The organism is Rhodococcus sp. HNM0563 (genome assembly GCF_012726195.1).
Classification (GTDB): domain Bacteria; phylum Actinomycetota; class Actinomycetes; order Mycobacteriales; family Mycobacteriaceae; genus Rhodococcus.
In genome coordinates, this window is the sequence record NZ_JAASAF010000008.1 from 235799 (window position 1) to 249727 (window position 13929).

At 66.2% G+C, this 13929-nt stretch carries 16 protein-coding genes; 5 read left to right on the forward strand and 11 right to left on the reverse strand.

All coding sequences use genetic code 11. The annotated features are described in order from the left end of the window. Positions 1–17 precede the first annotated feature (17 nt). Complete coding sequence (locus HCA61_RS19410; RefSeq protein WP_169689825.1) at positions 18–944, forward strand: ABC transporter ATP-binding protein; 927 nt, start codon at positions 18–20, stop codon at positions 942–944. Then, complete coding sequence (locus tag HCA61_RS19415; RefSeq protein WP_169689826.1) at positions 941–2581, forward strand: polyketide antibiotic transporter; 1641 nt, start codon at positions 941–943, stop codon at positions 2579–2581. Before HCA61_RS19410 ends, HCA61_RS19415 begins: the two co-directional genes overlap by 4 nt. Positions 2582–2592: 11 nt before the next feature. Here HCA61_RS19415 and HCA61_RS19420 read toward each other — a convergent pair whose 3' ends face one another. The 7 genes from HCA61_RS19420 to HCA61_RS19445 are packed head-to-tail and all read right to left on the reverse strand — an operon-like array spanning position 2593 to position 6131. Next, the gene (locus HCA61_RS19420) at positions 2593–2880 is read right to left on the reverse strand and encodes a GNAT family N-acetyltransferase (RefSeq protein WP_169689827.1); all 288 of its coding nucleotides are present in this window, start codon (positions 2878–2880) and stop codon (positions 2593–2595) included. Between the two features lie 10 nt (positions 2881–2890). Next, the gene (locus HCA61_RS19425) at positions 2891–3529 is read right to left on the reverse strand and encodes a Type 1 glutamine amidotransferase-like domain-containing protein (protein ID WP_169689828.1); all 639 of its coding nucleotides are present in this window, start codon (positions 3527–3529) and stop codon (positions 2891–2893) included. A 3-nt stretch (positions 3530–3532) separates the two neighbouring features. Next, the gene (locus tag HCA61_RS19430) at positions 3533–4336 is read right to left on the reverse strand and encodes a maleylpyruvate isomerase family mycothiol-dependent enzyme (RefSeq protein ID WP_346777609.1); all 804 of its coding nucleotides are present in this window, start codon (positions 4334–4336) and stop codon (positions 3533–3535) included. A 38-nt stretch (positions 4337–4374) separates the two neighbouring features. Continuing rightward, complete coding sequence (locus HCA61_RS19435) at positions 4375–4815, reverse strand: HIT family protein (RefSeq protein ID WP_169689830.1); 441 nt, start codon at positions 4813–4815, stop codon at positions 4375–4377. A 4-nt stretch (positions 4816–4819) separates the two neighbouring features. Continuing rightward, positions 4820–5563, reverse strand: coding sequence for an NAD-dependent deacylase (locus tag HCA61_RS19440; protein WP_169689831.1), 744 nt, complete (start codon positions 5561–5563; stop codon positions 4820–4822). Between the two features lie 60 nt (positions 5564–5623). Continuing rightward, positions 5624–5758 carry a hypothetical protein gene (locus HCA61_RS26665; protein WP_277352042.1) on the reverse strand — a complete coding sequence of 45 codons (135 nt, stop codon included), beginning with the start codon at positions 5756–5758 and terminating at the stop codon, positions 5624–5626. Positions 5759–5768: 10 nt separating this feature from the next. Continuing rightward, positions 5769–6131 (reverse strand): DUF488 family protein, encoded by a 363-nt coding sequence (locus HCA61_RS19445; RefSeq protein ID WP_169689832.1) that lies wholly within the window; start codon positions 6129–6131, stop codon positions 5769–5771. A 257-nt stretch (positions 6132–6388) separates the two neighbouring features. Between HCA61_RS19445 and HCA61_RS19450 the strand changes: the two genes are divergently transcribed. The 3 genes from HCA61_RS19450 to HCA61_RS19460 are packed head-to-tail and all read left to right on the forward strand — an operon-like array spanning position 6389 to position 9270. Then, positions 6389–7516, forward strand: coding sequence for a Re/Si-specific NAD(P)(+) transhydrogenase subunit alpha (locus HCA61_RS19450; protein WP_169689833.1), 1128 nt, complete (start codon positions 6389–6391; stop codon positions 7514–7516). Further along, the gene (locus HCA61_RS19455; RefSeq protein WP_169689834.1) at positions 7517–7846 is read left to right on the forward strand and encodes an NAD(P) transhydrogenase subunit alpha; all 330 of its coding nucleotides are present in this window, start codon (positions 7517–7519) and stop codon (positions 7844–7846) included. Then, the gene (locus tag HCA61_RS19460; protein WP_169689835.1) at positions 7846–9270 is read left to right on the forward strand and encodes an NAD(P)(+) transhydrogenase (Re/Si-specific) subunit beta; all 1425 of its coding nucleotides are present in this window, start codon (positions 7846–7848) and stop codon (positions 9268–9270) included. The genes HCA61_RS19455 and HCA61_RS19460 overlap by 1 nt, the downstream gene beginning before the upstream one ends. A gap of 58 nt (positions 9271–9328) precedes the next feature. Here HCA61_RS19460 and HCA61_RS19465 read toward each other — a convergent pair whose 3' ends face one another. From HCA61_RS19465 to pdhA, 4 genes are read right to left on the reverse strand one after another with little or no spacing between them, the layout of a single operon-like run. Beyond that, the gene (locus HCA61_RS19465) at positions 9329–10462 is read right to left on the reverse strand and encodes an MFS transporter (protein ID WP_169689908.1); all 1134 of its coding nucleotides are present in this window, start codon (positions 10460–10462) and stop codon (positions 9329–9331) included. A gap of 40 nt (positions 10463–10502) precedes the next feature. After that, a complete protein-coding gene (locus tag HCA61_RS19470) occupies positions 10503–11789 on the reverse strand; it encodes a dihydrolipoamide acetyltransferase family protein (protein ID WP_169689909.1) in 1287 nt (428 codons plus the stop codon). A 14-nt stretch (positions 11790–11803) separates the two neighbouring features. Further along, on the reverse strand, positions 11804–12787 hold the full coding sequence (locus HCA61_RS19475; protein WP_169689836.1) for an alpha-ketoacid dehydrogenase subunit beta: 984 nt from the start codon (positions 12785–12787) through the stop codon (positions 11804–11806). Beyond that, positions 12784–13896, reverse strand: a complete 1113-nt coding sequence (gene pdhA / locus HCA61_RS19480; protein WP_169689837.1) for a pyruvate dehydrogenase (acetyl-transferring) E1 component subunit alpha — start codon at positions 13894–13896, stop codon at positions 12784–12786. The genes HCA61_RS19475 and pdhA overlap by 4 nt, the downstream gene beginning before the upstream one ends. Positions 13897–13929 lie beyond the last annotated feature (33 nt).

The following is a 13929-nucleotide window of genomic DNA, read 5'->3' on the forward strand; positions in this document are numbered from 1 at the left end:
ATCACGGAGGTTGCATCATGGATACACCGGCCATCGAAACCGTCGACCTCGTCAAGACGTTCGGCACCACCCGTGCCCTCGACGGCTTCTCGATCGAAGTCGGAACTGCAACAGTGGCGGGGTTTCTCGGCCCCAATGGGGCCGGAAAGTCAACGGCGATCCGCGTGCTCCTCGGCATGCTGCGTGCCGACTCCGGTTCGGCACGTGTCCTCGGGCTCGATCCGTGGACCGATGCGGTCGAGATCCACCGTCGCATCGCGTATGTTCCGGGTGACACCAATTTGTGGCCTGCGCTCACCGGCGGCGAGATCATCGATCTGCTGACTCGTATCCGTGGCGGTGACAGCCCTTCCCGCCGAGCCGAACTTCTCGAGCGATTCGAACTCGACCCCACCAAGAAGGCTCGCACCTATTCGAAAGGTAACCGGCAGAAGGTCGCACTCGTCGCGGCGTTGGCGTCGGACGTCGAACTGTACCTGTTCGACGAGCCCACGTCCGGACTCGACCCACTGATGGAGGCCGTGTTCACCGACGAGGTGCGCGCATTGCGTGACGCCGGACGAACGGTGCTGCTGTCGAGTCACATTCTCGCCGAGGTCGAGAAACTCTGCGACACCGTGACGATCATCCGCTCCGGAAAAGACGTGGAGACAGGGACTCTCGCGCAGTTGCGGCACCTGACCCGCTCCGCGGTGCGAGCCACCGTGCCCACGCTCCCGGGTGGGTTCGCATCGCTCACCGGCGTGCACGACCTGACCTACGACGACGGTCATCTCGCCTTCGACGTCGACAATGCTGCGGTCACCCCCGTACTGCGCGCACTCGCAGAACTCGACATCGCGAATCTGACGATCACCCCGCCGTCACTCGAGGAACTCTTCCTGCGTCATTACGGCGATACCCCCACAGATGCGCCCGAAGAAGAGGAGGTGACGACCCGATGACCGCCGTACTCGCTTCCGGTGCCGACATCGATGCCCGAAGTGCGCACCGATTCAGTGGAATCGGCGACCTGCTCCGGCTCTACCTCCGGCTGGATCGTGTACGCATCGCGGTGTGGACCCTCGCACTCGCATTCACCGTGTACGTGACCGTCGAAAGTCTCATCGCGGCCTATCCGGACGAGGCGGCCAGGCAGGCCCGCGCGGCACTGCTCGAAAACCCCGCCGCGGTGCTGATGACCGGTCCGGCGTACGGAGCCGACAACTACACACTGGGCGCGATGACCGCCAACGAGCTGAGCTTGACGCTCATCGTTGCCGTCGCAATCATGAACATTCTGCTCGTGGTGCGGCACACGCGTGCCGAAGAGGAAGCCGGGCGACTCGAACTGCTTCGTGCGCTCCCCGTGGGCCCGTTCGCGCCCCCCGCGGCCGCTCTGCTCGCCGTCGCGGTCGCCGACTCGATCGTCGGTGCCGGTGTCACTCTCGCGCTGCTTGCGGGAGGCCTCCCTGTCACGGGATCGGTGCTGTTCGGCGTGGCCACGGCTGTCACGGGCCTGCTGTTCGGCGCAGTGGCTGCTGTGACGGCGCAGTTCAGTGAGCATTCGCGGACAGCGTCGGGCACCGCACTCGCGGTCCTCGCGGTGGCCTTCCTCGTACGCGGGTTCGGCGACATTCTCGAACCCACAGGGTCCTGGGTGTCGTGGCTGTCGCCGATCGCATGGGCGCAACAGACCCGCCTCTACGTCGACGAGCGGTGGTGGCCGCTGCTGCTGTCGGTGGTGGCGATCGGTGCACTGCTCGTATTCGCTGTTGCGCTCTCGCGGCGCCGGGACATCGGCGCCGGGTTGCGTGCTCCGAAGCCGGGGCCCGCCGAAGCCTCGGCGTCGCTGCTCACTCCGCCCGGACCGGCATGGCGGCTGCTGCGCGGGACGTTCGTGGCGTGGACGGCAGCCCTTGCACTCCTCGGACTGGCGATGGGCACTCTCGCCGATTCGATCCAGGACATGGTCGACAGCGTCCCCGACATCGGCGAATTCCTCGGTGGTGACACACAATCGCTCACCGCCTCGTTCGGTGCGACGATGCTGCTGTTCCTCGTTGTGGGAATCGCGGCGTTCGCCGTCTCAGCGGTCATGCGTATCCACGCAGACGAGGATGCCGGCCGAATCGGACTGGTGATCGTCACCGGGACACCGCGTACGCGATCGTTCCTGTGGATCGTCGCGGTCATCGTGGCGCAGGTGGTCGTCGCATCGGTCGTCACGGGTGCTGCCACCGGTCTGGGTATGTCCATCGCGACCGGTGAGGCCGACTGGATCATCCGGATGTGTGGTGCTGCACTGGCGTACGCGCCCGCGGTATTGTTCGTCTTCTCGGTGTCGCTAGCGCTGGTCGGGCTCGTCCCGAGACTGGCAAACCTGGCCTGGGTTCTCGTCGTCTATGCGGTGTTCGTGGCGTGGTTCGGTGAACTGCTGAATCTGTCGCAGTGGCTGCGCGACCTCTCGCCGTTCTCTCATATACCGCTCGTACCATACGAAAGTGCAAGTGTTGCACCGATGCTCATACTCGGTGCGGCGACGGTGGTGTTGGTCGCGGCGGCAGTCGTGGGCTTCCGCCGCCGCGATGTGACAGTGTGAGGACGACGCCGTCAGTTCCGGTACTCGGGATGCTCGGAGACGAACTTCTCGACGTACGAGCAGGATGTGCCGATCTTCAGGCCCTGCTGGCGGGTCGTGTCGAGGGCGTACTGCACGACCTGCCCGGCGAGCCCGCGGCCACGGAAGTCCGCTTCGGTGACCGTGTGGTCGAAGTCGCGTAGTCCGTCGGCCTCGCTGTAGTCGGCATACGCTGCGAGATCGTCACCGATGAACAGTGCGAACCGCGACTGCTCGGGCAGGTGTTCGATGCGGACGGCGGTCTCAGTGTTGTTCGACATGCTCACGACTTTACATCCGGGTCGGACCGTCGGTCTCGATCACCAGTGCGTCGTCGTCGCGCAGCGCCACGAATGGGATGGACTCGCGGCGAAGATATTCCAGAGTGCGGCCCACGCCGTCGTCGCCCAGCAGCGAATCTCCCGCATGGGGAACGACCGAGTGATCGATCCAGCCGAGCCCGTCCCACAGCACCGGGCCTGCCCCGATCTCGACGACCTCCGCTGGATCATCCGAGAACTCGAGCCCCCGCAGCGTGGGAGTCGCGATGCAGGCTCCGGCGCTGTAGCCCCCGTACGCGAGGGCGCCGGATCCGACCAGGTCGGTGAGCACCGCGTCGCCGCCACTCCGGGCGAGCTGGGCGCGCAGCACAAAAGTGTTACCTCCGCGCACCCACACCGAAGAGAAGGCGGCGAGCCGCGCTCGAAGTCCATCCGGATCCGCAGGATGATCGCGGAGATCGACTTCCTCCGGCTCGTATCCGAGGCCCCGCAGCGGACCGAACTCGCTGGTCACACTCGACTCCCGCGCGCGAGCGGGCCATGCGTCACCGGCATTGGCGATTACGGCGATGGGCCCGGGCCCGCGCGTCACCGCCAGCAGACGCGCAGGATCGGACCCGAACCGGTAGGACGACAGGAACAGGCGCATCGGTCAGATCGTGAACGCGAGATTCTCGACGATACGGCCTCCTACCTCGGTGTCTCCACCGAGAACCACCTCACCGAGCTTGTCGACGCCGCTGACACGCCCACCTGCGAGCCGCACGAACAACGCAGATTCCATCGTGATCGTGCTCGTCGCGGGCCCCGACAGCGACGCAACTGTATTCGCACGTCCTGCCACCTCCAGATGGATCGTGCGGGCGAGAGGCCCCGTGAGCTCGATCGTGATCCGCGAACCTTCGGGAGCCTTGCCACGCTTGCCCACGACGAACGGCACCGCACCGAAGATCTCGGCGGACCCGAGTTGAGCTCGGGCACCACCTTCGCTGCCGACGGTACCCAGCGCGTCGTGAATGTCCAGTTCGTGTAGCCAGCAGTCGAACACCCTGATACGCATGAACCGGCCATAGGTTGCCGGACCGACCGGGGTGTCGGCCGGGGCGTCGAAGTCGTTCTGGGTCATCGCATTCAGACTCTCGCGTCGCTGCGCGACGATGTCGCGGTAGCGGGCGAGTACCTCCGGTCCTGGGACACGGCGAAGATGCTCGACCCACAGCTCGTTGAACGCCGCGATTTCGTTGTGGACATGGCCCAGTGTGTGCACGTCGATGTCGACATGAGGTGCGGCGATCCCGGCGAGCAGAGATTCGGTTCCGATCAGGTGCGCGGCGATGTCCTTGACTGTCCATCCGGGCAGTTCGGTGGGGGTGAACCAGGCATCTCCGTCGATGCCGGAGAGCAACGTGTCGAGAACCTCGAACTGCTCGAGAAGTAACGGCCGGATGACGTCGATGGAGAATTCGCTGGTTTCGGAACTGCCGGTCGGGGTGGTCACAGATTCTCCTCTTTCGAAAGACGGTCGAGGCCGACGCGGATGGCCGCAGCGGTGGATTCAGGGTTGCGGTGTTTGCGGCGGAGGACGCCGACACCGAGACGGAAGCGGTCGCCGTTCCATCGGGGAATGACGTGCAGGTGCATGTGGAATACGGTCTGGAATGCGGCGCGACCGTCGTTGACCACCAGGTTGGCCCCGTCGGTGGCGAGATCGGATCGGGTGAGTGCGCGGGCCATGCGCTGGCCCGCCTGGAACATCGACGCCGCGTACACGGGGTCGAGGTCCTCGAGCCGTTCGGAATGGGTGCGCGGCACCACCAGCAGATGCCCGCGCGCCAGGGGCCGGATGTCGAGGAACGCGACCACATGGTCGTCCTGGTAGACGAGCGCGGCGGGCGCGGCACCTCCGGCTATGTCGCAGAACACGCAGGAGTCCACCTGCTCACTGTATCGCCGACACCAGTTCCGGCAGCCCTACCGCGGCGGTCGTGCGCCACACATGGTCGGCCTGATCCGACAGGTCGGTGTCGTCAGGATTGATCTCCACCACCGGAACTCCGTGGCGTCGTGCGAGCGACGGCAGGCCCGCCGCCGGATACACCACCCCGGACGTACCCACGACCAGCAGAAGATCTGCCTCGCGCAGGGACGCCGTCGCTGCCTCCCACGGCTGCTCGGGCAACATCTCCCCGAACCACACGACGCCGGGACGGACCAGTCCGCTGCAGTCCGCGCACACCGGCGGCTCGAGTCGTTCGACGGGTGCCGCGGGCGGTTCGGGGACTTCGGCTGCGCTGCCGCAGTCGGCGCAGCGCGGCTCGAACAGACTGCCGTGCAGGTGTGCGAGGACCGCGCTGCCTGCACGCTCGTGCAGATCGTCGACGTTCTGCGTCGTGATCTGCATATCCGTCGCGCGTCCCCAGTCGGAAAGTGCCAGGTGACCGGCGTTCGGCTGCACTCGCCGCACCAATTCGACGCGCCACTGGTACCAGGCCCACACAAGGGAAGGGTCGTCGTTCCATGCTTCGGGTGTTGCGAGCGCCGCGGGGTCGAATTTCTCCCACAATCCGGTCTGCGCATCGCGGAATGTCGGCACTCCGCTCTCGGCGGACATCCCGGCGCCGGTGAGCACGGCGATGCGCCGCGCGGGAAACGCGAGGTCGTAGATCGCAGTAGGGACGGCCATGTGTCTTCTCGTAGGGATTGCCTTCTCGTAGGGACTGTCTTCGGACCGTAGCGGTCGGGATCAGGTCGTGGGGAAGTTGTCCCACTCGTGTCCACAGCGCGGGCACGGCGCATCCGGGTCGTCGAGGAACAGGCCGCATTCCGGGCAGACGCGGTCGAGCCAGCACACCGGGTCGCCGCCGAGATCATCGCTCATTCGCTTCGTATTACTCCTCGCGCAGGTGCTCGGCAAGGACCTCCGCGCCGCTGTGCTCGACGTCGCGGGTGGCGGTGAGAAGTACGAGGGGGCGTCCGTCGGCAAGCGTGTCGAGCCGCTCGATCGCGGCGCGACCGTCGGGCGACATCAACTCGTCGATGTACCGCTCGCGGAACTCTGCGAACAACGCTGTGTCGTGCGAGTACCACTTCCGCAGATCCGTCGAGGGTGCAAGTTCCTTCGCCCAGTCGTCGTAATGGAAAGCATCCTTGCGAAGTCCTCGGGGCCACAACCGGTCCACGAGGACACGCACGGAATCCTCGGCGCCAGGGTGGTCGTAGACCCGCTCGACACTGACTTCACGTCGCGACATGTGTACCTCCCGGAGTCGACTTCTCACAGATGCGAAGGTGCGCCTGTGAAGTGAGGTGCCTCACATTCTTGCATTTTCTTACTGTTCGGACTCGATTCAGACAGTCCGGGCCAGTTGCGGCCCGCCTGTGGGCGCGGTAGGTCTGGCAAGGCTTACAACACACGTGTAGGGCCGTTACATGGCCGACAGACACGCCATTCGCCGCCGATCGCGGCGCCGCGCGCGGCAATTTCATTCGACGCAGGAGTTAGAGAATATTGAGTAGCGAAGGATCGAACACGGAGAGCGGGGACCGCCGCCGCCCGGCCGTCGGTGTCGTTCGTGAGACGAACGACGGCGAGCGGCGGGTCGCGCTGGTGCCGAAGGTAGTGCCCTCGCTCGTTTCGAAGGGATTCGACGTCATCGTCGAGCCCGGGGCCGGTCAGAACGCACTGATCCCGGACGGTGCATACAAGGAAGCGGGCGCCACGATCGGTGACGCGTGGTCGGCCGACATCGTCGTCAAGGTCGCACCGCCGTCGGATGCCGAGGTGGCCCGGTTGAAGTCGGGACAGAAACTCATCGGCTTCCTCGCTCCGCGCAACGCGGAGAACCAGATCGGTGCACTGACCACCGCTGGGGTCGAGGCGTACGCAGTCGAGGCCATCCCGCGTATCTCGCGTGCACAGGTGATGGACGCGCTGTCGTCGCAGGGCAACGTGTCGGGTTACAAGTCGGTGCTCGTCGCCGCATCGGAATCGACGCGTTTCTTCCCGATGCTGACCACCGCTGCAGGCACTGTGAAGCCGGCGACCGTGCTGGTGCTCGGCGTGGGCGTTGCGGGCCTGCAGGCTCTCGCCACCGCGAAGCGTCTCGGTGGCCGCACCACCGGATACGACGTGCGGCCCGAGGTTGCCGACCAGGTGCGCTCCGTCGGAGCGCAGTGGCTCGATCTCGGCATCGATGCCGCAGGCGAGGGTGGATACGCCCGCGAGCTCACCGACGAGGAACGCGCCCAGCAGCAGCAGGCGCTCGAGAATGCCATCAAGGGCTTCGACGTCGTCATCACCACCGCTCTGGTGCCGGGTCGCCCCGCGCCGCGACTGGTGACCGCCGCTGCCGTCGAGGGCATGAAGCCCGGTTCGGTCATCGTCGACCTCGCCGGCGAGACCGGTGGCAACTGTGAGCTCACCGAGCCCGGACAGACCGTCGTCAAGCACGACGTGACGATCTGCTCGCCGCTGAACCTGCCCGCGACGATGCCCGAGCACGCGTCCGAGCTCTATTCGAAGAACGTGTCCGCGCTGATCGAGCTGTTGCTCGACGAGAGCGGCGCGCTCGCCCCCGATTTCTCGGACGAGATCCTTTCGGGTGCATGCGTGACGCGGTCGAAGGAGAACGTCTAGATGTACAACGAACTGCTCGCGAACATCGCGATTCTGGTCCTTGCCGGATTCGTCGGATTCGCCGTCATCTCCAAGGTCCCGAACACGCTGCACACGCCGCTGATGTCCGGTACCAACGCCATTCACGGCATCGTCGTGCTCGGCGCCCTGGTGGTCCTCGGGCACCTGCCCGGCGACGCCCACTGGGGAATCAAGATCATCCTGTTCGTCGCCCTTGTCTTCGGCACCCTGAACGTGGTCGGCGGCTTCGTCGTCACCGACCGCATGCTCGGGATGTTCAAACAGCGCAAGCAGGCCCCGCAGGCTGCCGAGAAGGGGGCTGACGCCTGATGAGTTACCTCGTTTCAGTCCTGTACATCGTCGCGTTCGCGATGTTCATCTACGGTCTGTCGGGCCTGACCGGACCGAAGACCGCAGTGCGCGGCAACTACATCGCCGCAGTCGGTATGGGTGTCGCGGTCATCGCGGTGCTCATCGACATCCGTGAGACCGAGAACTGGGGTCTGATCATCGGCGGTCTGGCCGTCGGTGTCATCCTCGGTGTGCCGCCGGCCCTGAAGACCAAGATGACGGCGATGCCGCAGCTGGTTGCGCTGTTCAACGGCGTCGGCGGTGGCACCGTCGCGCTGATCGCGTGGGCCGAGTACCTCGAGTCCTCGAGCTTCACCACCCTCGACGACATTCCGACCGTCACCATGATCGTCGGCTCGCTCTTCGCCGCGATCATCGGCTCGATCTCCTTCTGGGGCTCGCTCGTCGCGTTCGCCAAACTGCAGGAGCTGCTGAACAAGAACCTCGAGAAGAAGCTGGTCTCCGCGGCGAAGCTGTTCCAGCTCGCCAACATCGTGCTCGTGATCGCGTCCATCGCGGTCGCCGTGTACATCGGTATCAGCGCCGACGGTGAGCCGCTCGCGTCGTGGTGGATCGTGCTGCTGCTCGTCATCGCGGGCCTGATGGGTCTGTTCGTCGTGCTGCCGATCGGTGGCGCCGACATGCCCGTCGTGATCTCGCTGCTCAACGCTCTGACGGGTCTGTCCGCTGCCGCGGCCGGCCTGGCGCTGAACAACCAGGCGATGATCGTCGCAGGCATGATCGTCGGCGCGTCCGGCACCATCTTGACCAACCTCATGGCCAAGGCCATGAACCGCTCCATCCCGGCGATCGTGTTCGGCGCGTTCGGTGGCGGCGACGAGGGCGGCGCGGCGGCAGGCCCCGGTGGTGGCACCGTCAAGGCGACCTCTGCCTCCGATGCCGCGATCCAGATGGCCTATGCAAATCAGGTCATCGTCGTCCCCGGTTACGGTCTGGCGGTCGCGCAGGCGCAGCACGCGGTCAAGGAGATGGCGGCGCTGCTCGAAGAGCGCGGCGTCGAGGTCAAGTACGCGATCCACCCGGTTGCCGGTCGGATGCCCGGTCATATGAACGTGTTGCTCGCCGAAGCCGACGTCGAGTACGACGCGATGAAGGAAATGGACGACATCAACGGCGAGTTCGGCCGTACCGATGTCACCATCGTCATCGGCGCGAACGACGTGACCAACCCTGCGGCACGCTTGGATTCGTCGTCTCCGATCTACGGTATGCCGATCCTCAATGTGGATCAGTCCCGTTCGGTGATCGTGATGAAGCGGTCGATGAGCTCCGGTTATGCGGGCATCGAGAATCCGCTGTTCACGCTGGATCAGACGTCGATGCTGTTCGGGGATGCCAAGAAGATGGTCGGAGAGGTGACGGAAGAGCTGAAGGCTCTCTAGAACACTGACCCGAAGGTGTGGATCCGAGCCCGGGAAATCCGGCTCGGATCCACACTTTTCATTTGAGAGCCGGAGCGAGCGCCGCAGCGACGAGGACACACACCAACGGCACCACCATCGCCACCGTCAACGACGACACCTCCGAGATCCAGCCGATCGCAGCCGGACCGGCAAGAAACCCGATGTAGCCCAGACCGACGACCCGCGACATGTTCTTGCCCGGAGTGCCGGTCGCGATGTTGCCCGCGGCGGTGAAGATCTGAGGGACCGCCCCCGACAGGCCGAGCCCGAACAACGCCCACCCGACGAGGGTCGTCGGCACCCCCGGCGACGTCATCACCAGAGCCATGCCCGCCGCAGCCGCGAGAGTGCCGAACCGGACCACGGCGACGCCGCCGATCCGCGCGCTCACCCGGTCGGCGACGAACCGGCCCAGCGTCATCGTCGCGGAGAACGCACCGAAGGCCAGCGCCGCCACGGAATCCGAGGCGCCCAGATGCTCCTTGACCTGGAGTGCACTCCAGTCGTTGGCGACGCCCTCGCTGAGCATCAGGCCGAACGCGACGCCGCCGAGCAAGATCACCCGCATCGAGGACCCACCCGCGCTGCTCTCCGCGGGTACGTGCGGTGTCGGCTCACTTGGCACGAGACGAGGGGCCGACCACAGGATCGCGGCGAGACCGACTGCTCCGGCCGCCGCCAACGTCACCGGCGGGTCGATTCCCACGGCGAGTGTCGCTGCACCCACCAGCGACCCGGCGATCCCGCCCATCGAGAACAGCCCGTGGAACGCGGCCATGATCGGGCGGTGGTAGCGCCTCTCCACGAGTACGGCCTGAGAGTTCATCGACACATCGAGCGCACCATTCGCGAAGCCGAATACGACCAGGGCGACGGCAAGCTGCCACGGCGCGGTGGCGAGGCCGGGCCCGATCACCGCGACAGCGAGAATTGCCGCGAACAGCACGGTGGTGCGATTGCTGCCGAACCGGTCGGCGAGGTACCCGGTCGCCTGCATACCCATCAGGGCGCCGACCGCGAGGGCAAGCAGCAGGGTTCCGAGCGCGGCGTGACCGACACCTACTCGCTGCTGAACCACCGGGATATGGACGACCCACATCGCGAGGAGGAAGCCGTTGATACCGAAGACGGTGAACACTGCGGCGCGGGCGCGTGTGAGGGCAGCATCGATCACGTGGCTCCACGCCAGCGGGATTCTGTGAGGCGGGCTGTCAGGGTCTCGCGATGAGAGTCGGTACCGGATCCCTCAGGATGGCGCCTACCGCGGCAAGCGCGCGCCCGGCCTGTTCACCGTCGACCAGCCGGTGATCGAACGCGAGCGACAACGTCACGACCTTCCGCACCGCAAGAGCGCCGTCGACCACCCAGGGTCGGTCGGTGATCGCTCCGACTGCCAGGATCGCGGCCTCCCCGGGATTGAGGATGGGGGTGCCTGCGTCGATCCCGAACACACCCACGTTGGTGATCGAGATCGTCGACCCCGTCAGATCGACAGGCGTGGACTCACCCGAGCGCGCGCCGCCCGAGGCCGAAGCGATCGCGTCGGCCAGTTCGGGTAGACGCATCGCGTGCGCATCGCGCACCACCGGTACCTTCAGGCCTTCGTCGGTGGCTGTCGCGACACCCAGATGAACACGGTGGTGAACGACGATCTCCTGGGCTTCCTCGTCCCACGACGAATTCAGCGACGGCTCGTCGGCGATGGCGCGCATCAGTGCGGTCGCGACGACGGACAGCGATGTCAGGTGCGTGCCGTCGAACGGAGGTGACGACCGCAGCCGCGTCACCAGTTCGACAGTATGCGTGGCATCGCACGTCAGGAACACCGTCGCATGGGGAGCCGTGAAGGCACTGCGTGTGACGGCCGCGGCGCTGCGCTTGCGTATCCCGCGGATGGACACGCGCGTGTCGTCGTCGGTACCGGATGCCTGCGGAAGACCCCGGTCGGCGCGGCGCCGCACATCGGCGCGGGTGATCACACCACCGGGACCTGTGCCCTCGACGGTAGCGAGGTCGACGCCGAGGTCCTTCGCCTCCCGTCGGGCGCCGGGCTTCGCGTCGGGCCGAAGCGCGACAGTGCCGCTGCTGCTCATCTTCTCGTCGGAGTCGGTCTCGGACAATGCCTTCCGAGAGGCGCGTCTGCTGACAGGGGCGTCACCGGGGCCGTAACCGACGAGAACCTGCGGTCGCTGCTCGGTTTCCGGCTGATCAGGCTTCGCGGCGGGGGTGTCGGTATCGGAGCCACCGCTACCGGACACCGTGATCCGCAGCAACGTCGCCCCCACCGGCACGGTGTCGCCGGGGGAGGCGAGCAGTTCGGCGACGGTGCCGGCGTACGGCGACGGCAACTCCACCGCAGCCTTCGCCGTCTCCACCTCGGCGATTACCTGGTTGAGCTCGAGGTGGTCGCCTACCTGCACCTTCCACGCGACAAGATCCGCGTCGGTCAGGCCCTCACCCAGATCGGGCAACCGGAATTCCTTGACGGTGTCGACCATCGGTCCTCCAATCGTCACGCCGCGAGACTGCGGTCGACGGCGTCGAGTATCCGGTCGGGGTCGGGGCGATGGTGGGATTCGAGCTTTGCAGGGGGATACGGAATGTCGAATCCGCCCACCCGAAGTACCGGAGCCTCCAGCTGATAGAAGCAACGTTCACCGATATGCGCAGCGATTTCGGCCCCCACCCCGCAGAACACAGGCGCCTCCTGCACGACGACGAGCCGGCCCGTGCGGCGCACCGATTCCTCGATCGTGTCGAAATCGATGGGGGACAGCGACCGCAGGTCGATGACCTCGATCGAATGCCCCTCGCCGTCAGCGATATCCGCGGAGTGGAGGGCCGTCGTCACGAGTGCGCCGAAGGTCACGAGGGTGGCATCGGTCCCGGATCGGACGATACGGGCCCGATCGAGCGGCAGGTCCGGTTGCGCGTCGACGTCGACGGAGCCGCGTTCCCAATAGCGGTGCTTCGGTTCGAGGAAAATCACCGGGTCATCGAGGGCGATGGACTGCTGGATCATCGCGAACGCGTCGGCGGGGTTGCTGGGGGACACCACCCGTAGGCCCGCGGTGTGCGTGAAATACACCTCGGGCGATTCCGAATGGTGCTCGACCGCGCCGATCCCCCCGCCATACGGGATACGGATCGTCAGAGGGGCTCGGACGGCACCCGCTGTCCGGTAGTGGATCTTCGCGACCTGGGAGACGATCTGGTCGAACGCCGGGTAGACGAACCCGTCGAATTGGATTTCACACACCGGCCGGTAGCCGCGCAGTGCCATCCCGAACGCGGTACCGACGATTCCGGACTCGGCCAGTGGGGTATCGATCACCCGGCCGTCCCCGAAATCCTTCTGCAGTGTGTCGGTGATGCGGAAGACACCGCCGAGCTTGCCTACGTCCTCGCCCATGATCACGACCTTGCGATCGTGTTCGAGGGCCCGTCGCAGACCGGCATTGAGCGCTGCGCCGAGTGTCATCGTCGTGGTGGTCATCGTGCGGCCTCCTCCGGGATATCGAATTTCGGCGTCTCGAAGCTCGTGAGATAGCCGGCGTAGTCGGCGCGTTCGCGTTCGATCAGGGGATGCTCGGTGGCGTACACGTGGTCGAACATGCTCAGCGGTTCCGGATCGGGCAGGGCGAGAGTGCCGGTGCGCAGGCGCGTTGCAGCGGTGTCGGAGGTGTCCTTCACGTCGGCGAGGAACGCGTCGTCGGCGAGGCCCTCCCGTTCGAGCAACTTTCGGACCCGTTCGATCGGGTCGCGAGCTCGCCATTCGTCGAGGTCGGCGTCGGTGCGGTAGCGGCTGGGGTCGTCCGAGGTGGTGTGCGGCCCCATCCGGTAGGTCAGGGCCTCGACGAAGAACGGTCCGGCTCCGTCACGTGTGTGCTGCGCGGCACGTCGAGTGACTGCGAGGACCGCGAGCACATCGTTGCCGTCGACCTGCACGGCAGGCATCCCGAATCCGGCGGCGCGTTGCGCGAGCGGAACCGGTGTCTGGACCTGAGTGGGGGCACTGATCGCCCAGTGGTTGTTCTGGCAGAAGAAGACGACCCCGACCCCCCAGCTCACAGCGAAGCCCAGCGCCTCCGACACGTCGCCCTGGCTGGTGGCGCCGTCCCCGAAATAGACGACGGTCGCGATGTCTGCGCCGTCGAGCTTGGCGCCCATCGCGTAGCCGGTGGCATGCAGCCCCTGCGAACCCACCACGATCGCGGGGTTCGTCATGTTCACGGTGGCCGGATCCCAGCCGGAGTGGGAGCAGCCGCGCCACATCCGGGTCATGTCGGCGGGGTCGACTCCGCGACACCAGGCGACTCCGTGCTCACGGTAGCTGGTGAAAATGTAGTCGTCGGGCCGCAGCGCATGGGCGGATCCCACTTGTGCGGCCTCTTGGCCGGTCAGCGGGGCCCAGAGCCCGAGCTCGCCCTGTCGCTGGAGCGCGGTGGCTTCGGTGTCGAGTCGGCGGACGACGACGAGATCGCGATAGATCTCGCGCAGGCGCGCGGCATCGACGTCGGCGACCAACGCGGAGTATTCGGGGTTGTGGACGCGCCGGCCATCGGGCTGGATGAGCTGGACCGGATAGGTCGGGGATGCAACCATCGTCGATCACCTCGTCGGTGCAGGCCCGGAGGT